29 protein-coding genes and 1 riboswitch are annotated in these 26,655 nt (G+C 68.0%); of the genes, 22 read left to right on the top strand and 7 right to left on the bottom strand.

Going from position 1 to position 26,655, the window contains the following annotated elements:
• Nucleotides 1-14: 14 nt before the first annotated feature.
• Nucleotides 15-476: an acyl-CoA thioesterase gene (locus WKC72_RS15085; RefSeq protein WP_370183170.1), complete on the top strand. Its 462-nt coding sequence runs from the start codon at nucleotides 15-17 to the stop codon at nucleotides 474-476.
• A gap of 22 nt (nucleotides 477-498) precedes the next feature.
• Here the strand turns inward: WKC72_RS15085 and WKC72_RS15080 are convergent, their stop codons facing one another.
• Entirely contained in the window at nucleotides 499-1,527 is a 1,029-nt protein-coding gene (locus WKC72_RS15080; protein ID WP_037240101.1) for a phosphotransferase family protein, read from the bottom strand.
• A gap of 115 nt (nucleotides 1,528-1,642) precedes the next feature.
• Here WKC72_RS15080 and WKC72_RS15075 point away from each other — a divergent pair, with 115 nt between their 5' ends.
• The 6 genes from WKC72_RS15075 to WKC72_RS15050 all read left to right on the top strand — a co-directional run bounded on the left by WKC72_RS15075 (nucleotide 1,643) and on the right by WKC72_RS15050 (nucleotide 7,561).
• Complete coding sequence (locus tag WKC72_RS15075; RefSeq protein ID WP_370183169.1) at nucleotides 1,643-2,011, top strand: DoxX family protein; 369 nt, start codon at nucleotides 1,643-1,645, stop codon at nucleotides 2,009-2,011.
• 243 nt (nucleotides 2,012-2,254) lie between these two features.
• Nucleotides 2,255-3,352, top strand: a complete 1,098-nt coding sequence (gene pdhA, locus WKC72_RS15070) for a pyruvate dehydrogenase (acetyl-transferring) E1 component subunit alpha (protein ID WP_037240127.1) — start codon at nucleotides 2,255-2,257, stop codon at nucleotides 3,350-3,352.
• A complete protein-coding gene (locus WKC72_RS15065) occupies nucleotides 3,349-4,332 on the top strand; it encodes an alpha-ketoacid dehydrogenase subunit beta (protein WP_370183167.1) in 984 nt (327 codons plus the stop codon). The genes pdhA and WKC72_RS15065 overlap by 4 nt, the downstream gene beginning before the upstream one ends.
• A gap of 30 nt (nucleotides 4,333-4,362) precedes the next feature.
• Nucleotides 4,363-5,604, top strand: coding sequence for a dihydrolipoamide acetyltransferase family protein (locus WKC72_RS15060; protein ID WP_370183165.1), 1,242 nt, complete (start codon nucleotides 4,363-4,365; stop codon nucleotides 5,602-5,604).
• A gap of 61 nt (nucleotides 5,605-5,665) precedes the next feature.
• On the top strand, nucleotides 5,666-6,814 hold the full coding sequence (locus WKC72_RS15055) for an MFS transporter (protein ID WP_112298701.1): 1,149 nt from the start codon (nucleotides 5,666-5,668) through the stop codon (nucleotides 6,812-6,814).
• A 114-nt stretch (nucleotides 6,815-6,928) separates the two neighbouring features.
• Nucleotides 6,929-7,561, top strand: coding sequence for a hypothetical protein (locus WKC72_RS15050; protein ID WP_112298702.1), 633 nt, complete (start codon nucleotides 6,929-6,931; stop codon nucleotides 7,559-7,561).
• A 69-nt stretch (nucleotides 7,562-7,630) separates the two neighbouring features.
• On the opposite strand, the gene WKC72_RS15045 is transcribed toward WKC72_RS15050, so the two are convergent.
• From WKC72_RS15045 to WKC72_RS15035, 3 genes are read right to left on the bottom strand one after another with little or no spacing between them, the layout of a single operon-like run.
• The gene (locus tag WKC72_RS15045) at nucleotides 7,631-9,055 is read right to left on the bottom strand and encodes an NAD(P)(+) transhydrogenase (Re/Si-specific) subunit beta (protein WP_037228604.1); all 1,425 of its coding nucleotides are present in this window, start codon (nucleotides 9,053-9,055) and stop codon (nucleotides 7,631-7,633) included.
• Nucleotides 9,055-9,387 (bottom strand): NAD(P) transhydrogenase subunit alpha, encoded by a 333-nt coding sequence (locus WKC72_RS15040; protein WP_370183164.1) that lies wholly within the window; start codon nucleotides 9,385-9,387, stop codon nucleotides 9,055-9,057. Before WKC72_RS15040 ends, WKC72_RS15045 begins: the two co-directional genes overlap by 1 nt.
• Nucleotides 9,388-10,500, bottom strand: a complete 1,113-nt coding sequence (locus tag WKC72_RS15035) for a Re/Si-specific NAD(P)(+) transhydrogenase subunit alpha (RefSeq protein ID WP_370183162.1) — start codon at nucleotides 10,498-10,500, stop codon at nucleotides 9,388-9,390.
• Between the two features lie 269 nt (nucleotides 10,501-10,769).
• Between WKC72_RS15035 and WKC72_RS15030 the strand changes: the two genes are divergently transcribed.
• Together WKC72_RS15030 and WKC72_RS15025 are read left to right on the top strand one after the other, a co-directional pair.
• Nucleotides 10,770-11,171: a DUF488 domain-containing protein gene (locus WKC72_RS15030; protein WP_370183161.1), complete on the top strand. Its 402-nt coding sequence runs from the start codon at nucleotides 10,770-10,772 to the stop codon at nucleotides 11,169-11,171.
• Complete coding sequence (locus WKC72_RS15025) at nucleotides 11,168-11,332, top strand: hypothetical protein (RefSeq protein ID WP_174233740.1); 165 nt, start codon at nucleotides 11,168-11,170, stop codon at nucleotides 11,330-11,332. Before WKC72_RS15030 ends, WKC72_RS15025 begins: the two co-directional genes overlap by 4 nt.
• An 11-nt stretch (nucleotides 11,333-11,343) precedes the next feature.
• Here the strand turns inward: WKC72_RS15025 and WKC72_RS15020 are convergent, their stop codons facing one another.
• A complete protein-coding gene (locus tag WKC72_RS15020; RefSeq protein ID WP_370183160.1) occupies nucleotides 11,344-12,885 on the bottom strand; it encodes an AMP-binding protein in 1,542 nt (513 codons plus the stop codon).
• A 167-nt stretch (nucleotides 12,886-13,052) separates the two neighbouring features.
• Here WKC72_RS15020 and WKC72_RS15015 point away from each other — a divergent pair, with 167 nt between their 5' ends.
• Together WKC72_RS15015 and WKC72_RS15010 are read left to right on the top strand one after the other, a co-directional pair.
• The gene (locus WKC72_RS15015) at nucleotides 13,053-13,871 is read left to right on the top strand and encodes a maleylpyruvate isomerase family mycothiol-dependent enzyme (protein WP_037227029.1); all 819 of its coding nucleotides are present in this window, start codon (nucleotides 13,053-13,055) and stop codon (nucleotides 13,869-13,871) included.
• A 5-nt stretch (nucleotides 13,872-13,876) separates the two neighbouring features.
• Nucleotides 13,877-14,560 (top strand): Type 1 glutamine amidotransferase-like domain-containing protein, encoded by a 684-nt coding sequence (locus WKC72_RS15010; protein WP_370183158.1) that lies wholly within the window; start codon nucleotides 13,877-13,879, stop codon nucleotides 14,558-14,560.
• A 29-nt stretch (nucleotides 14,561-14,589) separates the two neighbouring features.
• Here the strand turns inward: WKC72_RS15010 and WKC72_RS15005 are convergent, their stop codons facing one another.
• Nucleotides 14,590-14,919: a hypothetical protein gene (locus WKC72_RS15005; protein WP_005254150.1), complete on the bottom strand. Its 330-nt coding sequence runs from the start codon at nucleotides 14,917-14,919 to the stop codon at nucleotides 14,590-14,592.
• 513 nt (nucleotides 14,920-15,432) lie between these two features.
• Between WKC72_RS15005 and WKC72_RS15000 the strand changes: the two genes are divergently transcribed.
• The 6 genes from WKC72_RS15000 (at nucleotide 15,433) to WKC72_RS14975 (ending at nucleotide 20,818) form a co-directional block, all read left to right on the top strand.
• Nucleotides 15,433-16,806, top strand: coding sequence for an FAD-binding oxidoreductase (locus tag WKC72_RS15000; protein WP_370183156.1), 1,374 nt, complete (start codon nucleotides 15,433-15,435; stop codon nucleotides 16,804-16,806).
• A 110-nt stretch (nucleotides 16,807-16,916) separates the two neighbouring features.
• The gene (locus WKC72_RS14995; RefSeq protein WP_112298711.1) at nucleotides 16,917-18,104 is read left to right on the top strand and encodes a DUF4185 domain-containing protein; all 1,188 of its coding nucleotides are present in this window, start codon (nucleotides 16,917-16,919) and stop codon (nucleotides 18,102-18,104) included.
• Between the two features lie 63 nt (nucleotides 18,105-18,167).
• Nucleotides 18,168-18,443: a GNAT family N-acetyltransferase gene (locus WKC72_RS14990; RefSeq protein ID WP_112298712.1), complete on the top strand. Its 276-nt coding sequence runs from the start codon at nucleotides 18,168-18,170 to the stop codon at nucleotides 18,441-18,443.
• Entirely contained in the window at nucleotides 18,427-18,966 is a 540-nt protein-coding gene (locus WKC72_RS14985) for a DUF3558 domain-containing protein (protein ID WP_037227020.1), read from the top strand. Before WKC72_RS14990 ends, WKC72_RS14985 begins: the two co-directional genes overlap by 17 nt.
• Nucleotides 18,963-19,493: a DUF3558 domain-containing protein gene (locus tag WKC72_RS14980; protein WP_370183154.1), complete on the top strand. Its 531-nt coding sequence runs from the start codon at nucleotides 18,963-18,965 to the stop codon at nucleotides 19,491-19,493. Before WKC72_RS14985 ends, WKC72_RS14980 begins: the two co-directional genes overlap by 4 nt.
• A gap of 83 nt (nucleotides 19,494-19,576) precedes the next feature.
• Nucleotides 19,577-20,818 (top strand): MFS transporter, encoded by a 1,242-nt coding sequence (locus tag WKC72_RS14975; protein WP_112298715.1) that lies wholly within the window; start codon nucleotides 19,577-19,579, stop codon nucleotides 20,816-20,818.
• On the opposite strand, the gene WKC72_RS14970 is transcribed toward WKC72_RS14975, so the two are convergent.
• Nucleotides 20,811-22,364, bottom strand: coding sequence for a carboxylesterase/lipase family protein (locus WKC72_RS14970; RefSeq protein ID WP_370183152.1), 1,554 nt, complete (start codon nucleotides 22,362-22,364; stop codon nucleotides 20,811-20,813). The two genes, WKC72_RS14975 and WKC72_RS14970, sit on opposite strands and share 8 nt — an antisense overlap.
• Nucleotides 22,365-22,475: 111 nt before the next feature.
• Here WKC72_RS14970 and WKC72_RS14965 point away from each other — a divergent pair, with 111 nt between their 5' ends.
• The 5 genes from WKC72_RS14965 (at nucleotide 22,476) to WKC72_RS14945 (ending at nucleotide 26,652) form a co-directional block, all read left to right on the top strand.
• On the top strand, nucleotides 22,476-23,153 hold the full coding sequence (locus tag WKC72_RS14965; RefSeq protein WP_370183150.1) for an NUDIX domain-containing protein: 678 nt from the start codon (nucleotides 22,476-22,478) through the stop codon (nucleotides 23,151-23,153).
• A 58-nt stretch (nucleotides 23,154-23,211) separates the two neighbouring features.
• A riboswitch (TPP riboswitch) is annotated at nucleotides 23,212-23,307 on the top strand.
• Nucleotides 23,301-24,023, top strand: a complete 723-nt coding sequence (locus tag WKC72_RS14960; RefSeq protein ID WP_037227009.1) for a TenA family protein — start codon at nucleotides 23,301-23,303, stop codon at nucleotides 24,021-24,023. It overlaps the preceding riboswitch by 7 nt.
• Nucleotides 24,008-25,048, top strand: a complete 1,041-nt coding sequence (locus WKC72_RS14955) for an ABC transporter substrate-binding protein (RefSeq protein WP_268789927.1) — start codon at nucleotides 24,008-24,010, stop codon at nucleotides 25,046-25,048. The genes WKC72_RS14960 and WKC72_RS14955 overlap by 16 nt, the downstream gene beginning before the upstream one ends.
• Nucleotides 25,026-25,847, top strand: coding sequence for an ABC transporter permease (locus tag WKC72_RS14950; protein ID WP_061044482.1), 822 nt, complete (start codon nucleotides 25,026-25,028; stop codon nucleotides 25,845-25,847). Before WKC72_RS14955 ends, WKC72_RS14950 begins: the two co-directional genes overlap by 23 nt.
• Nucleotides 25,840-26,652, top strand: coding sequence for an ABC transporter ATP-binding protein (locus WKC72_RS14945; RefSeq protein ID WP_370183149.1), 813 nt, complete (start codon nucleotides 25,840-25,842; stop codon nucleotides 26,650-26,652). The genes WKC72_RS14950 and WKC72_RS14945 overlap by 8 nt, the downstream gene beginning before the upstream one ends.
• Nucleotides 26,653-26,655 lie beyond the last annotated feature (3 nt).

The raw sequence follows: 26,655 nt of genomic DNA, 5'->3' as shown, positions 1-26,655 counted from the left end.
TTAGGGTCGGCACGGTGAAACACGACGACGCCCCCGCCCTGCCGACCGCCGCCGACTTCCCCGCCCTGTGGCCGGTGCCGACCCGCTGGGCGGACAACGACCACTACGGGCACGTCAACAACGTCACGTACTACTCGTACTTCGACACGGCCGTCAACGGCTGGCTGATCGCGACGACGGGCACCGACATCCGTGATCTGCCCGCCATCGGCGTGGTCGCCGAGACGTCCTGCAAGTACGTCAGCGAATTGACGTTCCCGGACCGCCTGCAGGTGGGGTTGTCCGTCGAGAAGCTGGGCACCCGGAGCATCGTGTATGCGCTCGCGATCTTCCGCGAGAACGACGACACGCTCGAACTCGCGGCTCTCGGCCGGTTCGTTCACGTGTACGTGGACGCGAAGACCCGGAAGCCGGTGCCGATCCCGTCCGAAATCCGGAGCGCTGCAACCCTTCTGGTGGTGCCGGACGCCGTCTGAACATCCGGCGCCACCAGGGGGTTCAGCGCAGGCCCTCGGCCTCCGCCGTTGCCACCGCCCGGGCGACGATGCCGTCGATCAGCGCGACCGTGGGCGCACCGGTCTCGGCCTTGTTGCGGGGGTCGTCGATCACCCGGCGCAGGACGCCTTCGGCGATGATCGCCAGCTTCCACAACGCCAGAACGTGCCAGTACCCCACATGCGTGACATCGCGTTTCGTGTGGTGGACGTAGGCCTCCACGAGTTCGGCCCGGGTGGGGAACCCCTCGAGCGTGGAGGCGGGGAACGGTCCCGCGTCCTCGTCGCCCGCCTCGGGCCAGTAGGCCAGCAACGCGCCGACGTCGGCGAGGGGGTCGCCCAGCGTGCACAGTTCCCAGTCGACCACCGCGACCACCTCACCCTCCTCGGGCGAGGTGATGACGTTGCTCAGGTGAAAATCACCGTGCACCAACGACAGTTCGGCCTGCTCCGGCATGTTGCGCTCGAGGATGCCCGCCAGGTCCTCGATCGCCGGTACGTCGCGGGTACGGGACTTCTCCCACTGATCCGTCCACCGCTTCAACTGCCTTGCCGCGTAAGGCTTGTGACTGGCCAGGTCCTCCAGCCCGGCGTCCCCGAGATCGACCGCATGGATCTTCGCGAGAGCCTTCGGCATCGCCAGACCGACGGCATTCCTCTGTTCGGGTGTCAGCTTCTTCGCCACGCCGATGCTGTCGATCACCACCCCCGCGACGTAACTCATCAGCACGAGCGGCGCGTCCGTGACCTCCGGATCATCGGTGAGCCCGAGGATCTTCGGCACCGGAACGTCGGATCCCTGCAGCGAGGACAGAATCCGATGTTCGCGGACCACGTCGTGCGCCGACGCGAGCAGATGTCCGAGCGGTGGCCGCCGCAGCACCCACCGTCCACCACCCGCGTCGCTGACCGCGTACGTGAGATTCGACTGACCGTTCCCGATCCTCTCGAAGCTCAGCGGCGCGATCGCTCCCACACCGAGTCCGGCAATCCACGCAGAAACGGCATCTTCGTTCAGCCCCACAGCATTCACGCGCTCGATGCTAACCGCTCCGAAGCCCGATGCGGAGGGAACCGGTCCGCACCGCAGGTCGCGGCCCTAGGGTGGCAACAGTGAGGCCGATTCGGCCGGAACTGGAGGGACCGACGTGGAAGTTTTCCTCATCGTGTGCGGCGTGCTCCTCGCCGTGAGTGCCGTCGCCGTGAGCATTCCCAAGCTGAGACTGAAGGGAACCGCGTGGACGGGGTTGCAATCCCGGGGCCTGAGCAGGCAACAGGTCCGGCTGATCGGCGTGGCGGAACTCGCCGGCGGTGTCGGCGTTCTCGTCGGCCTCTACTGGACTCCGCTGGGAGTGATCGCGACGGTGGCGCTGCTGATTCTCCTCTTGTGCGCAATCGCCTTCCATGTCCGGCGCGGCGACTACGGCAATCCCGACACCAGGGCCGTCGCGATGCCCGCGGTCTACCTCGCGTTGCTGGCCGTCCTCGCCTCGATCGGGTTCGTGTTCGCGGGGTGATCCGGGGTTCTCCGGCAATTGCAGCAACAACCTGGTGTCGGTTGTGTCCGAATTGGTCATTAGACGCAGCATGACACCCTTGCAACCCCCAAAACTGGGCATTCTGCTCGAAGCCGGCGGTGCCACTTGCGCACTTCGCGTTCTCGTGGATGCTGTGAAGTAGGACACACACCTGCCCTACCGCAGTACCCGTCTCCAACGAACCCACAAGGTTCACGGACTCGACAACGCGAGGTGACCCCGATGGTCGACAAGATTGCCTATCCGGTCCAGCTCATCCAGCCGGACGGCCGACGGGTCTTCAGACCCGACTACACCAGCCTGGTCCGCGACATCGGACCCGACCAACTGCGCGGCCTCTACGAGGACCTCGTGGTCGCGCGTCGGATGGATGTCGAAGCGGTCGCGCTGCAACGCCAGGGCGAACTCGGACTCTGGGCTCCGATGCTCGGGCAGGAAGCCGCACAGGTCGGCTCCGCCCGCGCCCTCCGTCCCGACGACTACGCGTTCATCAGCTACCGCGAACACGCCGTCGCCTACTGCCGGGGCGTGGACCCGGGGGTGATGACCCGCATGTGGCGCGGATGCGCCCATTGCGCGTGGGATCCGAGTTCCGTGAACGTGACGAATCCCGCGATCGTCGTCGGCTCCCAGGGATTGCACGCCACCGGATACGCCATGGGCGCCCATCTGGACGGTGCTGAGATCGCGACGATCGCCTACTTCGGCGACGGCGCCACCAGTCAGGGCGACCTCGCCGAGGCCCTCGGCTTCTCGATGAGCTTCAACGCGCCGGTCGTATTCTTCTGCCAGAACAACCAGTTCGCGATCAGCGAACCGGTCCGCCTGCAGAGTCCCGTCCCCATCGCCCAGCGTGCCGCCGGGTACGGCATGCCCGCCCTCCGGGTGGACGGCAACGACGTTCTCGCGGTCCTCGCGGTCACCCGTCAGGCCACCCAACGGGCCCGCGAAGGCAGTGGGCCGACATTCATCGAGGCCATCACGTACCGGATGGGCCCCCACACCACGTCGGACGATCCCACCCGGTATCGGGCGGCAGCCGAGACCGAGATCTGGAAAGCCCGCGACCCGATCGACCGGATGAGGCGCCTCCTCGACCGGGAGGGCCTGCTCGACGACACGTTCCTCGCCGGAGTGCAGGCCACCGCCGACGACGTCGCGGCGCGACTGCGGTCCGGGACCATCGGTGCGCCCGATCCCGAGCCGCTCGACCTGTTCGAGCACGTGTATTCCACCGACCACCCACTCATCGACGAGGAACGCGAACAGTACGCCGCGTACCTCGCGGGCTTCGCAGGCATCGAGGAGGCACTGTCATGACCACCACCACGCTGTCGCTCGGCGCCGCACTCAACGCAGGCCTCCGGCGCGCTCTCGAACACGACCGCAAGGTCGTGATCATGGGTGAGGACGTCGGACGCCTCGGCGGGGTCTTCCGCGTCACCGACACCCTGCAGAAGGATTTCGGCGACAACCGGGTCATCGACACTCCGCTCGCCGAGTCCGGAATCATCGGCGCCGCGTTCGGCATGGCCCTGCGCGGTTACCGGCCGGTCTGCGAGATCCAGTTCGACGGGTTCGTCTATCCCGCGTTCGACCAGATCGTGTCGCAGGTGGCCAAGATTCACTACCGCACCCAGGGCAGGGTCACCGCGCCCCTCACGATCCGGATCCCGTACGGCGGCGGCATCGGTGCGGTCGAGCACCATTCGGAGTCGCCGGAGGCGTACTTCGCGCACACCGCCGGACTGCGCGTCGTCACACCCAGCAACCCGGCGGACGCGTTTCACATGATCCAGCAGTCCGTCGCGGCGGACGACCCGGTCGTGTTCTTCGAACCGAAGCGGCGGTACTGGGACAGGGCCGAGTTCGACGTGGACGCCGAACCGGACCTGCCGCTGCATCGCGCCCGGGTGGCCCGGGCGGGCACGGACGCCACCATCGTCGCGTACGGCTCCGTCGTGCCGACGGCACTGTCGGCCGCGGCCATCGCCGCCGACGAGGGGCACTCCCTCGAGGTGATCGACCTGCGCTCCCTGTCGCCGATCGACTTCGACACCATCGAGGAGTCGGTTCGCAAGACCGGAAGGCTCGTCGTCGCACACGAGGCGTCGACGTTCCTCGGCCTCGGTGCGGAGATCGCCGCCCGCATCTCCGAGCGGTGCTTCTACCAGCTGGACGCGCCCGTCCTGAGGGTCGGCGGATTCGACGTCCCGTATCCCCCGGCGAAGCTGGAACTGCACCACCTGCCGGACGCCGACCGCCTGCTCGACGCGGTCGATCGCAGCCTCGCGGCCTGATCGCACTCGTCGGAGGAGAGGAGCCGTCCGTTGGCGCAGGAATTCCGCCTACCCGATCTCGGTGAGGGGCTGACGGAGGCCGAGCTGGTCTCCTGGGCCGTCGAGGTGGGCCAGACGATCGAACTCAATCAGGTGATCGGAGAAGTCGAGACAGCGAAGGCGCTCGTCGAGTTGCCTTCGCCGTACGCGGGTGTCGTGGAGGAATTGCTGGTTCCGGCGGGCGCGACGGTGCCGGTCGGGACGCCGATCATCCGGATCGCGACGGATGCGGCCACCGAGGAACCACCCGCGCGCACGCCCGTTCTGGTGGGGTACGGGCCGGAGGCCGCCGCCGAGAGCAAACGCGCTCGGCGGAAGCTGGTGACCGCTCCGGAGACCGGCACGTCCGGCCCGGACCGTCGGTGCCCCGACGCGTCGCCTGCAGCCCGGGCGGCTGCACGGGAACTCGGGGTGGACCTCGCGGTCATCGCGGGGACGGGGCCGTCCGGTGCCGTCACCCGGAGCGACGTGGAATCCCATGCGGATTCGGCCCGGCAGGCCCTGCCGTCGGCATCCGGCCCGGCGCCGTCGGAGCGCGAGACCCGCACCCCGATCCGCAGCGTCCGGAAGCAGACTGCGGCGGCGATGGTCCGCAGCGCGTTCACCGCCCCGCACGTCACCGAATTCCTGACCGTCGACGTCACCCGGTCGGTCGAACTGCTCGAACGCCTGCGGGAGAACCCCGCCTTCGAGGGACTGTCGGTGACACCGCTGAGCCTGGTGGCGAAGGCGATGATCGTCGCGCTGCGCGAGAACCCGAGCCTCAACGCCTCATGGGACGAGGAGAACCAGGAGATCGTCACCAAGCACTACGTCAATCTCGGCATCGCCGCCGCCACGCCCCGCGGTCTGGTCGTCCCCAACATCAAGGAGGCGCAGTCGCTGAGCCTGCTCGAACTGTGCCGCGCGATCACCGAGCTGACCGCGACTGCGCGCACCGGCAGAGCCGAGCCCGCGCAGCTGACCGGCGGCACGGTGTCGATCACCAACGTCGGGGTGTTCGGTGTCGACGCGGGCACACCCATCCTCAACCCCGGCGAATCGGCCATCCTGTGCCTGGGCAGCGTCACCAGGAGACCGTGGGTCCACGAGGATGAACTCGCGGTGCGGTGGGTCACCACCCTGAGCGTGTCGTTCGATCACCGGGTGGTCGACGGCGAGCAGGGGTCGAGGTTCGTGTCGTCCGTCGCGGCGATGCTGCACGATCCCGCCTCACTGCTCGCGCACCTCTGATCCTCGGTACGTTTGGTCGGTGAGCACTTCCCGAGCGTCCGCGGTCGACACGCGGACACGAGTGGCCGAGCCGCTCCGCCGGGCCCGTGCGGGAACGTTCGGGATCTTCGGGATCAACGGGTTCCTCCTCGGCATGTGGGTCGTGCACATTCCGGCGATCGAGGACCGGACCGGCATCAGCCACTCCACACTGGGTTCGCTGCTGCTCCTGCTGGCGGTCGGCGCGATCGGCGGCATGCAGGTCAGCGGTCCGCTGGCCGACCGATTCGGCAGCAGGCGGATGGTGATCATCGCCGGACTCGTGTTGTCGGCCGCCACCGTGGGTCCGGGGCTGGCCTCCGCGGCCTGGCAGCTCGGTCTCGCCCTGCTCGTGTTCGGCTTCGCGAACGGCGCACTGGACGTGTCGATGAACTCGCAGGCCGTCGAAGTCGAGCAGCGGTACGGACGGCCGATAATGTCGGCGTTCCACGCCCTGTTCTCTGTGGGCGGGGTGGCGGGATCGCTGCTCGGAGCGGCGACGCTCGCCGCCGGATGGGCACCGCTGACCGCGCTACTGACCGCAGCCGTCGTCGGGGTCGTCGCCGTCGCCGCGGGCTCGCGGTGGCTGATGGCGGACCGTCCCCGCTCTCGGCACGAGATCGCTCCCGCCGAGAAGGCACAGGGCAGGCTGTCCACGCGGGTCCTCGCACTCGGTGGCATCGCCTTCATGCTCATGCTGTCGGAGGGTGTCGCGAACGACTGGAGCACCCTGCAGGTCAAGGAACACCTCGGAACGTCGGATTCCGTCGCCGCCCTCGCGTTCGGAGCGTTCTCGGTGATGATGACGGTGGGCCGGTTCACCGCGGACCGAGTGAGCGGCGCGCTCGGTCCCGTCGCCGTCGTCCGCTACGGCACCCTGATCGCCGCCCTCGGAATGCTGCTCGTCGTCGTCTCGGGGCTTCTCCCGCTCACCGTCCTGGGCTGGGCGCTGTTCGGCCTCGGGTTGTCGGGCTGTGTCCCGCAGATCTTCACCGCCGCGGGCAACCTCGGCGCCGGTTCCGCGGGCACCAACATGTCCCGGGTGGTCGGGCTGGGATACGTGGGATTCCTCGCCGGCCCGGCCACCATCGGCTGGATCACCCAGGTGGTTCCGCTCACCGTCGCGATGGTGGTGCCCCTGGTCTGCGTGCTGGTGGCCGCCACGTTCGCGGGGGCCGTCCGGCGCACCTGACACTCGGCACCCGACCGATATCGGGACACACGCTCGCCGCACGAACAGGACCGTTCACCGACCTCACAGCGGCCTCTCATCGATCGTTCAGCGTCGGTTGGCACACTGTGTGTCGTGACCGAATCGACTAGCAGGCTGCGTCGCAGTGTTCGTCGCCTCGCCTTCGCCGCGGCGGGTGTGGTGGCACTGTGCGCGCTGTACCTCATCCGCCCACAATCGTCGGGTCTCGTCCTCCCGGAGGCACTCCGACCCGTCGCCGATCCCGTGATCCAGGCGATCGACGTCACCACGGTGCTCGCAGCGACCGTGGTCCTCGCCATCGTCGCGGCGATGCGAAAACTTTCGTACGGCATGGGTGCGGTACTGCTGCTGTGTATCGGCGCGAATCTCACCAGCGCCGCTGTCCGGGCGTGGGAATCGGATGCACCGTCGGTGCTCCTGCCGAGCGGGCACGTCGTCGCCGTCACCGCGCTGTACGGTTCGGCTCTGCTGGTGTCGGCGCCGCGGTTCCGGCCCGTCATCGCGGGCCTCGGTTTCGCCGTCGTCCTCGGTGTCGCAGGGGCCGCTGCGCTGGTCGAGCCAATCGGCATCTTCGGCCTCGCGGCCAGCGTCGTCATCTTGGCGATCTGGTGGGCGCTGGCGTCCACCCTGATGCTGTACTCCCCCGTCGCCGCCGAGCGTGAAGAGCGCAGGCCCGACACCGCGGCCATCGCCTTCTCCCGGCACCGCGGCAGTCTGCGCCTCTGAGGCGCTTCGCGCCCGTGCGTGGTTGACGAGTCTCTGGACTCGTCAACCACGCACGGGCGGCGGAGCCGCCTACAGGGCCTTGAGTTCCTCGGTGACCTCGGCGACCGACTTCTTCGCGTCCCCGAACAGCATGGAGGTGGTGTCGGCGAAGAACAGCGGGTTGTCGATGCCGGCGAACCCGGAGTTCATCGACCGCTTGAGCACGATCACCGACTTCGACTGATCCACGTTCAGGATCGGCATCCCGTGGATCGGCGACGACGGGTCGTTGCGGGCGGCGGGGTTGGTGACATCGTTCGCACCGATCACCAGGGTGACGTCGGTGCGGGCGAACTCGTCGTTGATGTCGTCCATTTCCTTCATCGCGTCGTACTCGACGTCGGCCTCGGCCAGCAGCACGTTCATGTGCCCGGGCATCCGGCCGGCGACCGGGTGGATGGCGTACTTGACCTCCACCCCCTTCGACTCGAGCAGCTTGGCCATGTCCTTGACCGCGTGCTGGGCCTGCGCGACGGCCAACCCGTACCCGGGGACCACGATCACCTGGTTGGCGTACGCCATCTGGATCGCCGCGTCCGCCGCCGAGGTGGACTTCGCCGTCTTGGCGGCGCCGTCCCCGACCGCCGCCGCGACGCCGCCGCCACCGAACCCGCCGGCCACGATCGCCGGGATGGACCGGTTCATCGCCTTCGCCATCAGGTTGGTCAGGATCGAACCCGACGCACCGACGATCATGCCGGCCACGATCATCGCCTGATTGTTCAAAGCCAGACCGGCGGCCGCCGCGGACAGACCGGTGAGCGCGTTGAGCAGGGAGATCACCACGGGCATGTCGGCGCCGCCGATCGGCAGCACCACCATCAACCCGAGCACCGCCGCCAGCACCAGCACCCCCACGATCCACCACTGGCTGGTGGGTCCGGTCGGGTCGATCGCCTTGATCCCGATGATCACCGCGAGCGCGACGGCCCCGATCAGCAGCACCGCATTGAGCGGCTGCTGCAACCGGCCGATGCCGATCGGCCGGCCGGGCAGGGTTTCCTGCAGCTTCAAGAACGCGATCACCGAACCCCAGAACGAGATCGACCCGATGATCGCCGCGAACAGCGACGCGATGACGATGTGCACCGTCGGCGACTCACCGTGCGCGAAGGCGGTGAACCCGTCCGAGTCGAGGAACTCGGCGTACGCGATCAGGGCGACGGTGCCGCCACCGACCCCGTTGAACAGGGCCACCAGCTGCGGCATCGCGGTCATCTTCGTCCGCAACGCCGGCGGCACCCCCAGCACCACACCGATCACCAGACCGGCGACGATCAGCACCCAGTTGGAGGTGTCCCGGATCGCGATCAAAGTCGCGACCACCGCGACACCCATCCCGACCGCGGCGATCTGGTTGCCGCGGACCGCGGTCTTCGGGCCGGTCAGGCCCATCAGACCGTAGATGAACATCGCGAACGCCACGATGTACAAAACGTTGACCAAATACTCCATTACTTGTCCCCACCCTTCTCAACAGCAACAGCGGCGGGGGCGGCGGGCTTGGACTTGAACATCGCCAGCATCCGGTCGGTGACCACGAAACCACCGACCACGTTGATCGTTCCGAACACCAGGGCCACGAACAGGATCACCTGCAGACCCCACGGCGGGTTCTCGACCTTGCCGAGCACCACCAGCGCGCCGAGCACGACGATGCCGTGGATGGCGTTCGTGCCCGACATCAGCGGGGTGTGCAACGTGTTCGGGACCTTGGAGATCACCGCGAACCCCACGAACCCGGACAACACCAGGATCGCGATGTTCGCCAACAATTCGGTATACATCTAGGACACACCCTCCTCACGGGTGACGCAGGACGCGGCGAGGACCTCGTCCGAGAAATCGGGGGCCAGCGCCCCGTCGACGAGCATCAGCTCGAGCAGCGCGGAGATGTTCTTCGAGTACAGCTCCGAGGCGTGCTCGGGCATGCTCGCGGGCAGGTTCAGCGGCGAGCAGATCGTCACCCCGTGCTTGACCACGGTCCGGCCGGGCTCGGTGAGCTCACAGTTACCGCCGGTCTCCCCGGCCAGGTCGACCACCACCGATCCCGGCTTCATACCCTCCACCGCGGCCGCGGTCACCAACCGCGGTGCCGGACGGCCCGGCACCAGGGCGGTGGTAATGACCACGTCGAAGCCCTTGATCGCATCCTCGAGCGCCTGCTGCTGCTGCGCGCGTTCGGCCTCGGTCAGTTCGCGGGCGTAGCCGCCCTCACCGGCGGCGTCGATCCCCAGATCGAGCCACTGCGCACCGACCGAGCGGACCTGGTCGGCGACCTCCGGGCGCACGTCGTAGCCGGTGGCCCGGCCGCCGAGACGCTTCGCCGTCGCCAGGGCCTGCAGGCCGGCGACACCGACCCCGAGCACCAGCACCGTCGCCGGCTTGACGGTGCCCGCGGCGGTAGTGAGCATCGGGAAGAACCGGGTCGACTCCGACGCCGCCAATAGCACCGACTTGTACCCGGACACGTTCGCCTGCGACGACAACGCGTCCATCACCTGGGCGCGGGAGATCCGCGGGATCGCCTCCACCGCGAACGCCGCCACGCCGGCCGCCTTCAGCGCGGCGACCTGATTGTCCTGATTGCGGGGGGCGAGGAACCCGATCAGGGTCTGCCCGGCATGCAACCGGCCCACTTCCTCGTCCGACGGCGGCGCGACCTTGACGATCACGTCCGCCGACCACGGGTCGGCGATCTTCGCCCCCGCCTCGGTGTACAACTCGTCCGGGATCAGCGCGCCCAACCCGGCACCCGACTCGACCACCACGTCGACGCCCTTGGCGATCAACAACGCCACGATCTTCGGCACCAACGCCACCCGACGCTCACCGTCGTTCGACTCCCGAACGACGCCGACCGTCGGGCGCGCAGTGGACGCGCTCTGCGATGTATCCATGTATCGACTTCCTGCGGTAGATGGTGTGTGTGCCGCGACGAGCGGCGATCAACCGATGATGAGCGGAAATATTTCCCCCGACTCGACTGAGTTAGCTGATAGTAGCCAGAGAACGCGTGACGTAGGGAACAGAGAAGTCCGTGGGTAGGCGTCTGAATCGAGTCCGAACAGTCGTTCTCACAGATGTTTCTGCTCGTTTGTGAACCCGGTCACAGGGTGTTTGGTCGTAGTCTGACGGTAGACAGCCGCAAGGAAGCGGAGGTTCGGCCATGAGCACACCGAAGGAACGGAGCGCGGAGGACGTCACCGCGGATCCGCCGGTCGTCGTCGAGCGGGTCTACGACCATCCGACCGAGGGCGACGGGCTGCGCCTGTTCGTGGACCGGCTCTGGCCGCGGGGGCTCCGCAAGGACGCGTTCCATTTCGACGACTGGGCCAAGGACCTCGCTCCGTCGACGGAGTTGCGTCACTGGTACTCGCACGACGTCGCCGCGTTCAGCGAGTTCCGCGAGCGGTACGTTCACGAGCTCGATTCGCCGACCGGCCGCAAGGCGGTCGCGCGGGTGCAGGAACTCGCGCGGGGGCGGCCGATCGTTCTCCTCACCGCGACGAAGGATGTCAGTCACAGTCACGCCGAGGTGCTTGCCGAGTACATGCTGGATCGGTTGTGACCACCCACCGCGACGACGCCGCGCCCCTCACCGGACCGGGCGACGACCTCGGCGGCGACCCCGTGTGCTGGCTCGACCGCGTGTGCCCCGACTGCGGGTCGTTCCTCACCGACCGCACCGCGGGCACCTGCCCGCGCTGCGGGGCGGCGCGGGACAGGTGACGTGCGGGAATTCAGCCGGCGTTCAGGTACCGGGCACGGAGTTTGTGCTTGACGAGTTTGCCCGTGGGTGTGCGCGGCAGGTCGTCGGAGAAGTCGATGCTGCGCGGCGCCTTGAAGTGACTGACCCGGTCGCGCACGTAGTCGAGTAGTTCGCGGGCGACGGCATCGGACGGCTCCACGCCGTCGACGAGTTGCACGACGGCTTTGACCTGTTCACCCATCTCCTCGTCGGGCACGCCGATCACCGCGACGTCGAACACCTTGGGATGCATGGTGAGAACGTTCTCCGACTCCTGCGGGTAGATGTTCACCCCACCCGAGATGATCATGAACGCGGCGCGGTCGGTGAGGTAGAGGAAGCGGTCGGCGTCGATGTATCCGATGTCGCCGCTCGTGGTCCACGTCGGATGGTCGGGGTGCGTCGCGGATTCGGTCTTGGCCGGGTCGTTGTGATATTCGAACGGCCGTTCCTCCCTCTCCCAGTAGACGGTTCCGATGTCACCGGTGGGTACGTCCACACCGTCGTCGTCGCAGATGTGCACGATGCCCATGACCCCGTCGTGACCGACCGATCCCGGCTTCGCGAGCGCCTGGGCGCTGTCGATGAACGTGGCGCCGGCGCCCTCCGTGGACGCGTAGTACTCGTGGATCACCGGGCCCCACCATTCGATCATCGAACGCTTCACGTCGGGCGGGCACGGCGCCGCCGCGTGGATGGCCACCTTCAGACTCGACACGTCGAACTTGTCGCGAACGTCCTTCGGCAGCTTGAGCATCCGGACGAACATCGTCGGAACCCACTGGCTGTGGGTCACCCGGTACTCCTCGATGAGCCGCAGCGATTCCTCGGCGTCGAAGCGGTCCATCAGGACGATCGTGCCGCCGACGGAGGTGATGGTGCCGCAGAAGCGCAGCGGCGCTGCGTGATACAGGGGTGCGGGGCACAGATAGACGGTGTCGGAATCGAATCCGTACATCGGGGCGAACACGGCGGTGTACGGATCCATCGTGGTGTCCACCTCGCCCTCGGGAAGCGAGGGTTTGATCCCCTTGGGTCTGCCGGTGGTGCCCGACGAGTACAGCATGTCCTGCCCGCGGGGCTGCGAATCGAGCGGTTCGGCGGACTGCGCCGCCACGGCGTCCTCGTAGCTGTCGAATCCGTCGAGTTCGCCGCCGTACACCAGACGGTGGCGGACGTGGGGAAGCTGATTCGGGTCGCGCGGCACGGCGCCGCCGGCGTCGGCGGACACGATCAGCACCTCGGCCCCGCAGTCGTCCACGACGTAGCCGGCTTCCTCCGGGGTGAGGTGCCAGTTCACCACGGTGATGTACAGCCCGGATCGCAGGGCCGCCCAGTACACCTCGAGGACCCGGAGGTCGTTGCTCGACACGAGCGCCAGGTGGTCGCCGACGGTCAGGCCGAGCGAGCGCAGGTGCCGTGCGAGGCGGGTGGACCGCTCGTCCAGCTCCCGGTAGGTCAGCCGCTCCCCCGTCGCGGGACGAATGACAGCGGGCTTGTCCGGGGTGGTCGCCACGAAGTTTCCAGGGAACATCCGCACTCCTTTTGTTAATGGAGATTCTCACCATCGGTCTACCACACCGAACCCGGGACGGGGAGGCCTTCGACGCCGTCACCGGCGCATTCGTCCGCCCGCGGCGAAAACGCTCGGACGCCCCGGCGGGAGGTCCTAGAGTTGAGGCAAAAGGAGGCGTACGACCGGTGAATGCCCTGCAGAAGGAACCGATCCTCGACGCACTGTTCGAGGAATGGGACGTACTCGACGAGGTGCTGTCCTCGTTGTCCGGCGACACATGGTTCACACCCACCGCACTGCCCGGGTGGACCGTCCACGACGTGACCGCGCATCTCATCGGCACCGAGTCACTCCTTGCCGGAATCTCCGCACCACACACCAGCATCGACGTCCGCGGCCTCGCACACGTGCGCAACGAGATCGGTGCATTCAACGAGGAGTGGGTCGAGGGACTGCGCGGGTGCTCCGGCCCCGAGATGCTCGAACGTTTCCGGGCGATCGTCGCCCGGAGGCGGTCGGAGCTGACCGAGATGACCGACGAGGCATTCGAGGCCGAGACCACCACGCCGGTCGGGCCGGCGCCCTATCTTCGGTTCATGCGCATCCGCGTGTTCGACTGCTGGATGCACGAGCTCGACCTGCGCGACGCACTCGCATTGCCCGGCGACGAGGGCGGCCTGCGTGGGGAGACGGCGTTCGAGGAGATCGCGGGCGCTGTCGCGTTCCTCGTCGGCAAGCGCGGCAAGGCCCCGGACGGGTCCAGGATCACCCTGGCGCTGACGGGTCCGCTCGCGCGGAACATTCACATCGCCGTCGACGGCAGGGCCGCGGTGGTCGACGAACTGCCGTCCGAGGCCACCACGACCGTGACTCTCGACTCCCGGCTGTTCACCCGGTTGGCGGGCGGCCGGACGACGGCGGCGGATCACCGCGACGAGATCTCGCTGAGCGGGGACGCCGCCGTGGGCAAGAGGATCGTCGACAACCTCGCGTTCACGATCTGACCGCGGTGCGCCTGTTCCTGTCCTCGTATCGGTTCGGTGCGGATCCCGCGCGGCTGCTGTCACTCGTCGGCAGGCCGGGGCGCGTCGGGGTGATCGCCGCGGCCGCGGACGCGTGGCCGCGGACGGCGCGGACATCCGCGGTCGTGAGTGACGTGATGCCGCTGACGCGGCTGGGCTTCACCCCGGAGGAGGTGGATCTGCGCGACTACATCGGCAGCGACGGGCACGCGCGGTCCGCCGCGCTGAAGGAGCGGCTGGACGGCTTCGGCATGCTGTGGGTGCGCGGCGGGAACACGTTCGTGTTGCGCGCGCAGATGGCCCGGAGTGGGGCGGACCGGGTGATCCCGGAACTACTGCGGAGCGATTCGCTGGTGTACGCCGGTTACAGCGCGGGCGCGTGTGTGATGACTCCGACGCTGCACGGTCTCGACTCCTCCGATGACCCGGCGGAGGTGGTCGCAACCTGCGGCATGGAGCCGCTCTGGGACGGCCTGGGCGTGGTGGGCTTCGCGATCGTGCCGCATCACCCGCCTGCGGAGCTTCCAGGGGCCGAAGACGCCGCGCCCTTGGAGGACGCGGCCGCCGTTCGGCGCACTGTCAACGCTTTGAGGCTCGCCGGCGTCGAGTACCGCACCTTGACGGACGATCAGGCGATCGTCGTGAACGGAGATCGAACCGAACTCGTGTGACGACGGCGAGCCCTGCGGCGGGAAGGCCTTCAGCCGAAGACGGCGACCGGCACGGACGGAGCGAACGGGGCGACGCGGTCGAGTGCGGCCCAGGTGACCTCGCAGCGCTTGGCGGTGACTTCGTCCGCGTCGGCGAGGAGCGTGTTCAGGAGGGTCTTCGGGTTCAGGCGCCATTCCTGCACCATGGACCGAACTTCCTCGTTGGTGAACAACCCCGAACCGGCCAGTGCGAAGATCCATTCGTCGAACTCGCCACGGTGGATCTGTTCGATGGAATCGTAGTCGATGCCACCGTCGAGGAACTCGTACGAGAACATCGCGGAGATGTAGCTGCTGGGATCTCGGTGGAGTGCATTCATCGGTGCGGGTCCTTCCAGGGTCGGTGCGGCAAAACCCGGCCCCAACCGTGTTCTAGCTCACTTTTCGTGAGAATCTCCGTTTGGGTGTAACGCCTCGCCGGTGTTTGACGATGCAAGACGCTAACCCGTAGAAGTGAGTTTTTGCATTGCCTGGTCGATACGATCCGGTAACGGAGTGACGAATGTGACCTGTGTTACACCCGATTCGTCCGGTTCCATGCGGTCAACGGGACGCCCCTACCTGCATTTTCTCCTCCGGACCCGGTTGCATACCCCATCGCCGGGACCCCGGAAAAAATTCACCCCCCTGATCCCACATCGTGAGACTCCTACGCGTAAGTAACTAACAGATGGACTATTGGGGTGTCACTTCCAGGCCGAACGTCCAGGTTGGAGCGATATCCGAGCAATCGGGTCGGAATCGGTTCAGTTGGACGTATGACCAATTCGAGGACACCCGCGGCCCGCTGGGTTACCGTCGGGGCCTCCGACACCCGCATTTCAGGAGTCACGATGACGGTCACCGACGACGCACTCGCGACGCTCGCCGCCGCGCTCCCCCAGGGATGCCTCGTCACCGATCCGGACATCCTGGCCTCCTACCGCCAGGACTGGGCGCGCGATCCCGACGCCGTCCTCCCCCTCGCCGTCGCCCGCCCCACGACCACCGAGGAAGTCCAGGTGGTGATGCGCTGGGCGACCGAGCACCGCGTCCCGGTGATCCCGCGCGGTGCGGGATCCGGGCTCAGCGGCGGCGCCACCGCCGTGGCGGGCTGCGTGGTGGTCAGCACCGAGCGAATGCGCCGGATCGAGGTGGACCCGGTGACGCGGATCGCCGTCGTCGAACCTGGACTGCTCAACGCCGAGGTCAAGGCCGCGGCCGCCGAGCACGGGCTCTGGTATCCACCGGATCCGTCGTCGTTCGAGATGTGCTCGATCGGCGGCAACGTCGCGACCAACGCCGGTGGCCTGTGCTGCGTCAAGTACGGCGTCACCACCGACTACGTCCTCGCACTGCGCGTCGTCCTCGCGGACGGGACGGACGTCCGCCTGGGCGGGCCGCGCCTGAAGGACGTGGCAGGCCTGTCGCTGACCAAGTTGTTCGTCGGGAGCGAGGGAACCCTCGGCATCGTCACCGAGGCGACGCTGAGACTGATCCCGGCCCAGCCGCCGTCGAGCACCCTCGTCGCGTCGTTCGCCTCCGTCCAGGCCGCCGCCGACACCGTCCTGGCCATCACCCGCACGCTGCGGCCGTCGATGCTCGAATTCATGGACCGCGCCTCGATCGGCGCCGTCGAGGACGCGCTGAAGATGGGCCTGGACCGGACGGCGGAGGCGATGCTCATCGCCCGCTCGGACGCGCCCGGTGCGATTGCGGCCGAAGAGATTTCCGTGATGGCGGACGCCTGCACGGCGAACGGCGCGTCCGACGTCTTCACCACCGACGACCCCGAGGAGGGCGAAGCCTTCGCCGCGGCAAGACGATTCGCGATCCCCGCCGTCGAGCGGCTCGGGAGCCTGCTCCTCGAGGACGTCGGGGTCCCGCTCCCGAAACTGCCTGCGCTGGTGGAGGGAATCGCGGCCATCTCCCGCGAGCGTGACGTGATGGTCGCGGTGATCGCGCACGCCGGCGACGGAAACACGCACCCGCTCATCGTGTTCGACCCCGAGGACGCCGCGATGGCCGAGCGCGCCCACGTTGCCTTCGGCGAGATCATGGACCTCGCAATCTCTCTCGGCGGCACGATCACCGGCGAGCACGGCGTGGGCCGGCTGAAGAAGGCCTGGCTGCCCGACCAGTTGGGCGAGGACGTCATGGAATTGACGCAGCGGATCAAGAACGCCCTGGACCCGCTGGGGATCCTCAACCCCGGAGCGATTCTGTAGCTACGCGGTTCGGGTGCGAGACCCAATGGTTACCCTAGGGGCTGGTGTGACAGGTGAGGTATTGCTAGCGTGACCGGACCCGACTCGATTCGTCGCAGAGAGGTGCGCTCGTGACCAGACTCCGCCGTGTCGCCTCCCTGGCGATGCCCGCCTTACTCGCTTCTACCTGCACGTTGTTCACGATGACGCCACCTGTTGCGACGGCGGCGCCGTGCCTCGGGACCGGCAGCCTCGGGTCGAGCGGATCGAATCAGGGCATCAACCCCATTCCCTGGCTGAACGGAAGCGACGGTCGCCTTCCCGAGCTCCGTGGCAAAACTCAGGCTATCGCGCACATCACCGGGCCGCGCAGCTCCAACGACACGATCGGCAGGTTCCGGGTGCTCGGCACCGACCTCGGCATCATGTGGGACAACGGCGGAGGTGAGATCCTCACCGCGTTCGGTGACACCGTCGGACTGAGCGACAACCCGCTGTGTGGTCTGGTCGGCGACTGGCGCAGCAACATCCTGTTGCGCAGCTCCGACAAGGACCTCACCGACGGGATGGGCATCGACAATTCCCCGATCGATGCCCCGAACCATTCCAAGGAGATCATCCAGAGCCAGAAGGTCCCGGGTGTGGAGCAGACCGTCATCCCCACCACCGGCATCTCGGTCGGCGAGGGTCCCGGCGCGACGCAGTACATCAACTACATGTCCGTGCGGAGCTGGGGCGCCCCCGGCGAGTGGGACACCAATGCGTCCGGCATCGCGTACTCCGTGGACAACGGCGAGAACTGGGTCACCGACCCCCTGACGCTGCGGCCCAACGTGCCGGGCACGGGCGCCGAGAACTTCCAGATGGGCTCGTACGTCAAGCACGACGGATTCGTCTACGCGTTCGGCACGCCGTCGGGTCGCTCCGGCGACGCCCGGTTGTCGCGGGTGAAGGAAGCGGACATCCGGAACCTCACTCTGTACGAGTACTGGGACGGCAAGGCGTGGGTGAAGGCCAACGCGACCGTCGCCGCACCGGTCATCCCCGGACCGGTCAGCGAGTTGTCGGTGCAGTTCAACCAGTACCTCGGTCAGTTCGTGGCGATGTACACCGATGCCGGCAATTCGGTGGTCATGCGCCGGTCCGACCACCTCGAATCCGGCTGGAGCGAACCCGAGGTGCTGGTGAGCAGCCGGGACGTGCCCGAGCTGTACGGCGCGTACATGCACCCGTGGTCGCAGGGATCCGATCTGTATTTCCTGGCCACCACCTGGTCGGACTACAACGTCATGCTGCTGCGCACCGACCTCGCGGACTGACGGTAATCTGCGAGTGACAGCGTGCGCGGGTCAGCGCACGCCACACGAGCAGAGGAGCGGTCTGTGGCGGCCACGGTGGAGCACGACGTGTCGGAATCCCGGTTCGAGATCTACCTCGACGGCCAGCTGGCCGGATACGCCGACTACTTCGAGCGGAACGGTGCCCGCGACTTCCACCACACCGTGACGTACCCGCAGTTCCGCGGGCAGGGTCTGGCCGCGGAGGTGGTGAAGGCCGCCCTCGACGACACGAAGTCCCGCGGGCTCACCGTGATTCCGTCGTGCTCGTACGTCGAGAAGTACATCGCCGAGAATCCGAGCTATGCGGAGCTCGTCTGATCCGGTCCGCCTGACCGTTCGCGCGACGTGCCTGGTCGCCGCGGCGGTCGTGCTGGCCGGCTGCGGTTCCGGCGACGGTTCCGAGACCGGTCCGGCGTCCGCGCCGACCACGTCGGTGTCCGCTCAGCCCGGCGCGTTCGTGGGTGAATGCGGCTCGCTGACCGACGCCGAGGTGTACGAGCGGGCCGGGATCACCGGGCTCACCCCGGTGTCGCGCAACGGGATCAAGTGCCGGTGGGAAGCGGACGGCGGCGAACGGTACGTGATGTTCACCTGGTACCGGGGCAGCCCCATCGACCGGGAACGGTCGGTGGCCAAGGGCATCGGTCACGAGGTCCACGACCTCGAGATCGCCGGGCATCGCGGATTCTCCTCGCAGAACGTCGGGTTCTGCGAGGTCGCGCTCGGCACGGGTGCCGACTTCGTGCACTGGCTGGTCCGCTACGGCACGGGCACCGCACCCTCCGACCCGTGCGCGGCCCCGACCGCGCTCGGCCGGCTGACGTTGGAGAAGGTCAAATGAGCGGCGGCCGCCGGCTCGCCGCGGCGGTGGCGGCGGCGGCGATGATGCTGGCCGGGTGCGGCACCTCCGTCACCGGCCACCCCCTACCCGAAGGCGCGGCCGCCGCCGAAGAAGGCGGCTCGCCGCAGTTCGACAAGCTCCTCCGCGAGTGCGACGCGGTCCCGAACGACAAGATCGCGGAGACCCTCCACGGCGCCGGCATCGACCAGTACTTCTTCGGCGCGGTGTGCATGTGGACGGTGTCGTCCGCCGCCGGATCGATCGACGTGACGTTCGGCTGGTTCGAGAACAACTCGCTGCAACGGGAGCGGAGTGTGGCGGACCAGCTGGGCTACCAGGTGGAAACCACGTCGATCGCGGGCACGTCGGCGTTCAGCGCCCGGCGCCCGGGTGATTCGGCGACGTGCGGGATCACCGCCGCCTATTCCGGCGTCATCACCTGGTGGGTGCAGCAGCGCTCGGGCACCGGCGACCCGTGCGACGGAGCGCGCACTCTCGCCGAACTGACCCTGCAACGCAACCAGTAGCGGCCGAAATTCGGTCGCGGTTGCCTCGACCTCGCTGTTAGCGTCGAAGGACCACCGATCGAGCCGACCAGAGGACCCTTGCCGTGACCGCCACCGAGACGGCTGTGACTCGCCGGTTCGGGCCCCTGATCCTCCTGAACCTCGCGACGCTGTTCTCGTCCACGGGCAACGGCATCGCGATCGTCGTGCTGCCCTGGCTCGTGCTCGAGAGGACCGGTCGCGCGTCCGACGCCGCGATCGTCGCGGGCGCGGCCACGCTGCCGCTGCTGTTGTCGAGCCTGTTCGCGGGCACGTTCGTCGACCTGTTCGGGCGTCGCCGTACGTCGATGATCTCCGACTGCCTGTCCGCCCTGTCGGTGGCGGCCATCCCGGTGATCGCGAACACCACCGGCCTCACCGTCACGGTGATCGCCGTCCTCGCCGCGATCGGCGCGGCGTTCGATCCGGCCGGGATCGCGGCGCGGGAGTCGATGCTGCCCGCCGCCACCAAGTCCGCCGGATGGTCCCTCGACCGGATGAACAGCCTCTACGAGGCCAACTACAACGTGGCGTATCTCGTCGGACCGGGCATCGGCGGCGTCCTCATCGCCACAGTGGGTGCGGTGAACACGTTGTGGGTCACCGCCGTCGGCTTCGTGCTGTCCGTGGTGACCATCGCGTTCCTGCGACTCGAGAACGCAGGCAGACCCGACACGGCCACGCGCCCGACGTCCATCTGGCACGGCACGCTCGAGGGCCTGAAGTTCGTGTGGCACAACCGGCTCCTGCGGACGATCGCTCTCGTGGACATGGCGGTGGTCGCGCTGTACATGCCCGTCGAATCGGTGGTGTTCCCGGTGTACTTCACCGAACTCGACAAGCCCGCGCAACTGGGTTCGGTCCTGATGGCGCTCAGCATCGGCGGCGTGGTGGGCGCCCTCGCGTACGGACCGCTCGCGCCGTTCGTGTCGCGCAGGATGCTGATGGTGGTGGCGGTGACGGTGCTGGGCGCGGCCATGGTCGCGATGGCGTTCCTGCCGCCGCTGTGGGCGATTCTGGCGCTGGCCCTCCTGCAGGGTCTCGTGTTCGGTCCGGTCGGCCCGATCGCCAACTACGCCATGCAGACTCGTAGTCCGGAGCACATGCGCGGACGGGTCACCGGAGTCATGACGTCCACCGCGTACGCCGCGGGCCCGTTGGGCTACCTGCTGGCCGGCCCCCTCCTCGACAAGTGGGGCATCCAGCCGACGTTCTTCGTGCTCGCGATCCCGGTCCTGATCATCGGGCTGGCGTGCTTCGCGCTGCCCGTGCTGAAGGAACTGGACGACAAGGTGCCCGTCAGTTGAAGCCCATGACGTCGTTTCCCCAGGCGATCCGCATCTCGTGGTCGGGATCCTTCACGAGACTGTCCGCGCCGTCGATCAGTAGCGTCGAGCGGTTCTCCTCGTCGTAGGGCGCCCAGTGCTTGGACCCGTCCAGCGCGGCGGGGACACCGTGCCGCGCGAACGCGAGCCACCGGCGCTGGATCCGGCCCGACACCTCGAGCGCCGTCTTCCGGCCGCCGAGCCAGAACGTCGGGTCGATGTTGAGGGTGTCGAAATTGCCGAAGACGTACGGGAGTTCGGTGGCATGCCCCGCTCCGATGCGCGCGGCCTTGAGCATCGGCGTTGCCTGATCGAACCGGTACATCCACGTCGGTGAGTGCCTGCTGTGGGCGTCGGCCACCCACAGCGCGGGCATCCGGAACGCGGCGTCCCGCGACATCGCGAGCGCGCCCTTCGGCTTGCCGCGGTCCGGGTACGCCGACAGGATGTCCGCGAGGCGGGCGGCGGGCAGTTCGGGGTGATCGGCCGCGATCGCCCTCAGCATCTCCTGCACCGAATCCGACGTAACCGGTAGCAGAGGCGATTTCATGAACTTGAAGATCGACGACTCGTCCTTGTTGGAACCGATGATGAGGGGGATGCGGTGCGAGTAGCCCTTCTGGAACGCGGCCACCGGGTAGCGGGGCAGGAAGTCGCGGTCCACTACGGGCGCCATCGCGAGGGTGCCCGGAATCCTGGTCGGCACCTCGTTGACGAGGGTGTCGCTGGCCTCGATGACCGTGCGATACGGAAGGTGCAGCAGCGTGTCGATCTGCGCGGGTTCCACCTCGAGGATGTCGAGGAACTGCTTCGCGACGGTGGCCGCCCGCTCGCTCCCGTAGACCGACGTGGCGGGTGGGCTCTGGGCGATCGCGCGGTGGAACAGTCCCTCCGCGCTCGGACACGTCATCAGCGTGGTGATCGACCCGGCGCCGGACGACTCCCCGAACACCGTCACCTCGTCCGGGTCACCGCCGAACGACGCGATGTTGTCGCGCACCCATTCGAGGGCCGCGACCTGGTCACGCAGCCCGCAGTTGGTCTCGAACACCCGCCCGGCCGTCGAGAACGACGACAGGTCGAGGAAGCCGAGCGCCCCCACCCGGTAGTTGAACGAGACCAGCACGACGTCGCCGAGGGTGGACAGGATGCGCCCGTTGTAGATGCCCTGAGCTGCGGTTCCCAGGCAGTACGCACCGCCGTGGATCCACACCATCACCGGCCGGGGGTTGCCGTCGGGTCTCGGGGCCCAGACGTTGACGGACAGGCAGTCCTCGTCCATCTCGAGTCCCGCGTCGATCGGGACGGCGGTGCCGTGTCCCTGCGGCGCCATCGGGCCGAAGTCGACGCAGTCGCGCACACCGTCCCACGGCGCGGGCGGGACCGGCGCGCGAAACCGCAGATCGCCGATGGGGGCCGCGGCGAACGGGATGCCCTTCCACGCGTAGACGTCACCCTCGGGGTAGCCACGCACCTCGCCGTCCCGGGCACGGACGACGAGCGTGTCGCCGGACTTGTCGACCTCCACGGACGGACCTCCTCACGCAGCTCGTGCCGGGAATCTCTCGTCAAACTACCAACGATGAGCAGGCAGGACCGATCGAACAGATATAGATCAACCGTGCGCTAACATTCCTGCGTGGCCGCATGGACCGATTCCGAGGGCAAGAGCCTCCTCGACTATCCGCGCCCGTCGGTGGCGGTCGACGTCGCCGTCCTCACCGTCGACGGCACGGAATTGAAAGTCCTTGTGGTTCCGCGCCGTACGGGCGAGCTCGCACTCCCCGGCACCTTCCTCCACGAGGGTGAACGACTGCAGGACGCCGCCGAGCGGTGCCTGCGCATCAAGGCCGGCCTGAGTGGCACCGAATTCCATCAGCTGGCGATGCTCGACGATCCCGGCCGCGACGACCGCGGGTGGGTGCTGTCGATGACGCACGGGGCCGCGCTGCCCCGCACGGCGCTCCCCCGCGACACCCTGTTGATCACCGTCGACGACGACCGGGTGACGCAGGAGCTGGCGTTCGACCACGCGGACGTCGTCGCCCTCGCCGTCGCCGACCTGCGAGAGCGGTACGCGCGGTCCGTCGACCCGTCCGGCCTGGCCGGCGACACGTTCACGGTGCTCGAACTCCGCCGGGTCTACGAGGTGGTGTTCGGACGTCCCCTGCCGAAGGACTCGTTCCGGCGGCACATGATGCCTGCCCTCGACAACACCGGCGACATGGCCGTCGTCGGGACCGGCCGGCCCGCGGAGATCTACACGCGCGGCCCTGCACCTCTCCCGCCGAGCGCGGCCGCTTTTCTCGCCGGCTGAGCCCGTCCACCGACCCGGGGCCTTTCCGCCCGCGGCACGGCCGGTGCTAGGGTCGGCTTGTTCTGACACGGGGTGCTCCGCACGGGCGGGGCTGAGAACACACCCGGGAACCTGCTCAGGTAATGCTGACGAAGGGATGTCAACGTTGTGAATAGCTCTGTCCAAGACGCTGCCGGCGCAGGCCAGCACGCCCGATTCACGGACCACTTGTGGGACCGGACCAAGGTGCTGCGCGAGGCGATCGACGAACTCGAGTTCCTGCGCCGCCTCGGCGACGGAACCCTGCCGCTGGACGTGTTCCGCACGTACATCGAGCAGGATTTCCTGTACCTGACCGGGTACGCGAAGGCGCTCTCCCTGGTGGCCGCGCACGCGCCGGGCCCCGTGGAGGCCGGCTTCTGGGCGGGCTCGGCGGCCGAGGCCGCCACGGTCGAGGCGACGCTGCACCAGAATCTGCTGACGAGCGGGCGACTTCCCGCGTCGGACGTGGAGCCGCTGCATTCGCCTGCCTGCCTCGGGTACATCTCCTACCTGACGGCCGTCGCCGCCACCGAGCCGTACGCGGTGGCCGCGGCCGCGGTGCTGCCCTGCTTCTGGATCTACGCCGACGTCGGGCACCGGCTCGCGGCGAGCGCCCGTGAGGTGCTCTCCGCCGACCCGTCGCACCCCTACGCGCAGTGGGTGACCACCTACGACGCGGAGGAATTCCACGCTGCCGTCGCGACGGCCCGCGAACTCGTGGACGCCGCGGCCGAGGCCTCGACCGACGCCCAGCGCGAGGCGATGGCGGAGGCGTTCGTGATCGCCAGCCGCTACGAACTCATGTTCTGGGACACCGCCCTCAACAAGCAGGAATGGCCGGCGTCGTGACACTCTTCTCTCGTACCAAACGCGCCGCCACCGCAGCCGTCGTCCTGGTCTCCGCTCTCTCGCTGCTCACCGGTTGCGCCGGTGACTCGCAGTCCGGCGACACCATCCGGTTCGCACTCGACTGGACACCGAACACCAACCACACCGGTCTGTTCGTCGCCCAGCAGGAAGGGTGGTTCGCGGACGCCGGACTCGACGTGCAGGTGCTGCCCTACAACGACACCTCGCCCGACACCCTGGTCGACGCCGGTAACGCGGAGTTCGGGGTGAGCTTCCAGAGTTCCGCGACGTTCTCGAAGGCCGCGGGCGCACAGACCACGTCGGTGATGGCTCCGCTGCAGCACTGGGCGACGGGCATCGCGGTGAAGGCCGATCGCGCCGACATCACCCGCCCCCGGGATCTGGACGGCAAGATCTACGCAGGCTTCGCGGACCCGGACGGCGAGGAGACGCTGAAGCAGATCATCCGGAACGACGGCGGCAAGGGCGAATTCACCACGGTCACGCTCGGCACCTCGGCCTACGAGGCCGTGTACTCCGGCACCGCCGACTTCACCGTGTCGTTCTTCGGCTGGGAGGGCATCGAGGCCGAGCACCAGGGCACCCCGATGCGCTACTTCCACTACACCGACTACGGCTTCCCGGATGCGTACGCGCTCGTCATCGAGGGCAACGAGCAGTGGATGGCCGACCATCCCGAGCAGGCCCGCAAGTTCGTCCAGGCGCTGCAGCGTGGATACCAGTTCGCCGCCGACCGGCCGGACGAGGCCGCGCAGATACTGATCGACGCCAACCCCGGCGCCTTCACGGACGAGTCCCTCGTGCGGGAGAGCCAGCAGATGCTGTCCTCCGAGTACATGAAGGACGGTTCCGGCAAGGTCGGGACACAGACGGCCGAGCAGTGGGCGGGGTACTCCGGTTTCCTGTTCAAGCACGGCCTGCTCACCGGCCCCGACGGGGCACCGCTGACCACGGAACCCGACTGGTCGACGTATTTCACCAATGAGTACCTCGCTCAGCCCTGACCCCAGTCTCCGTACCACGGCCCCGGGCACGTCCCCGCTGCTGCGGCGGGTGCTGCCCGCGGTCGTGGTCGTGGCACTGCTGGTCGTCGCATGGCAGGTGTACGTGACGGTCAGCGGTATCCGGCCGCAGGTGCTGCCGTCGCCGCTGCGGGTGGTCCAGCAGGGCTGGCGGGCGCGGGACGCCATCTCCGGTCACGCCTCCGCGACACTGCAGGTGACGCTGATCGGGTTCGCTGTGTCCCTGCTCTTCGCGTGGGCCCTCGCGGTGCTCGTGGACTTCTCGCCGTGGCTGCGCCGCGCGTTCGTTCCGCTGTTCGTCGTGTCGCAGACACTGCCGATCATCGCGATCGCGCCGCTGATGATCATCTGGTTCGGATTCGGTCTGCTGCCGAAGATTCTCGTGATCGCCCTCGCCACGTTCTTCCCGATGACGATCGGTCTGATCGAGGGTTTCGCCGCGGCCGACCGGGAGGCGGGCGCGTTGTTGCGCAGCATGGGCGCCTCACGGTGGCAGGAATTCCGCTACGTGCGGCTTCCGTCGGCGATCCCCCGGTTCTTCACCGCCCTGCGCATCGGCATCACGTACGCCGTGGTGGGTGCCGTGTTCGCCGAATACGTCGGGGCCACGTCCGGTCTCGGCATCTACATGGCGACGCAGAAGAACTCCTTCCGCACCGACCTCGTGCTGGCGGCGGTGCTCGTGACCGCCGTGATCAGCGTCAGCCTCTACCTGCTCACCTTCGCGGTCGAGCGCGTCGTCGCCCCGTGGATCAAGAACGAAAGGGCTCGGCATGAGTGACACCGCGCGCGTCGCACTGTCCGGTCTGAGCAAGGGATTCCCGGTCCGCGGCGGCATCCGGCCGGTCCTCGACGACGTCTCGTTCACCGTCGAACCGGGTGAGTTCGTGTCGGTGATCGGCCCCAGCGGGTGTGGGAAGAGCACCGCGTTCTCCATGCTCGCCGGTCTCGACCGACCCGACTCCGGCACCGTCACGATCGGCGGCGAACCGGTGCGTCCCGCGGGGAGTGGCGCGGCGAAGTGCGCGTACATGCCGCAGAAGGACCTGCTGTTCCCGTGGCGCACCGTCCTCGACAACACCACCCTCGGACTCGAGGTGCAGGGTGTGCCCCGGAAGCAGGCGCGGGACAAGGCCCGGGAATTGTTCTCCGTGTTCGGTCTCGGCGGGTTCGAGGACGCCCGCCCGAGCCAGCTGTCCGGCGGGATGCGACAGCGTGCGGCGATGCTGCGGACCGTCGTCCAGGACCGTCCGGTGCTGCTGCTCGACGAGCCGTTCGGCGCCCTGGATTCGTTGACCCGCACCGAGATGCAGACCTGGTTGCAGGACGTGTGGCAGCGCTACCGCTGGACCGTCCTGATGATCACCCACGACATCCGGGAGGCCGTCTACCTGTCGGATCGGGTGGTCGTGCTGTCTGCGCGGCCCGCCACCGTGCGGCGCGAGGTGACGGTGGGCCTGCCGCGTCCCCGCGAATTGTCGATGATGACGTCGCCCGAGTTCGCGGACGTCGAACACGAATTGCTCGGGGTGCTCCACGAGGAGTCGCGGCGGGCACTCGTCGAGCAGGAGTCGGCCCGGCGCTGAAAC

It is taken from the genome of Rhodococcus wratislaviensis (genome assembly GCF_041228765.1).
In the GTDB taxonomy this organism is placed as follows: Bacteria; Actinomycetota; Actinomycetes; order Mycobacteriales; family Mycobacteriaceae; genus Rhodococcus_F; species Rhodococcus_F wratislaviensis.
The sequence above is the reverse complement of the archived record's forward strand: the minus strand, read 5'-3'. Positions and strand labels throughout refer to the sequence as shown.

Bases quoted from the DNA above. Each gene is read 5' to 3' on its own strand.
- WKC72_RS15030 (WP_370183161.1), top strand. From the start codon at position 10,770: ATGAGCACACCGAAGGAACGGAGCGCGGAGGACGTCACCGCGGATCCG.
- pdhA (WP_037240127.1), top strand. From the start codon at position 2,255: ATGGTCGACAAGATTGCCTATCCGGTCCAGCTCATCCAGCCGGACGGC.
- WKC72_RS15035 (WP_370183162.1), bottom strand. From the start codon at position 10,500: ATGGATACATCGCAGAGCGCGTCCACTGCGCGCCCGACGGTCGGCGTC.
- WKC72_RS14985 (WP_037227020.1), top strand. From the start codon at position 18,427: ATGCGGAGCTCGTCTGATCCGGTCCGCCTGACCGTTCGCGCGACGTGC.
- WKC72_RS15065 (WP_370183167.1), top strand. From the start codon at position 3,349: ATGACCACCACCACGCTGTCGCTCGGCGCCGCACTCAACGCAGGCCTC.
- WKC72_RS14955 (WP_268789927.1), top strand. From the start codon at position 24,008: ATGGCCGGCGTCGTGACACTCTTCTCTCGTACCAAACGCGCCGCCACC.
- WKC72_RS15005 (WP_005254150.1), bottom strand. From the start codon at position 14,919: ATGAATGCACTCCACCGAGATCCCAGCAGCTACATCTCCGCGATGTTC.
- WKC72_RS15000 (WP_370183156.1), top strand. From the start codon at position 15,433: ATGACGGTCACCGACGACGCACTCGCGACGCTCGCCGCCGCGCTCCCC.
- WKC72_RS14950 (WP_061044482.1), top strand. From the start codon at position 25,026: ATGAGTACCTCGCTCAGCCCTGACCCCAGTCTCCGTACCACGGCCCCG.
- WKC72_RS15040 (WP_370183164.1), bottom strand. From the start codon at position 9,387: ATGTATACCGAATTGTTGGCGAACATCGCGATCCTGGTGTTGTCCGGG.
- WKC72_RS15020 (WP_370183160.1), bottom strand. From the start codon at position 12,885: ATGTTCCCTGGAAACTTCGTGGCGACCACCCCGGACAAGCCCGCTGTC.
- WKC72_RS15045 (WP_037228604.1), bottom strand. From the start codon at position 9,055: ATGGAGTATTTGGTCAACGTTTTGTACATCGTGGCGTTCGCGATGTTC.
- WKC72_RS14945 (WP_370183149.1), top strand. From the start codon at position 25,840: ATGAGTGACACCGCGCGCGTCGCACTGTCCGGTCTGAGCAAGGGATTC.
- WKC72_RS14980 (WP_370183154.1), top strand. From the start codon at position 18,963: ATGAGCGGCGGCCGCCGGCTCGCCGCGGCGGTGGCGGCGGCGGCGATG.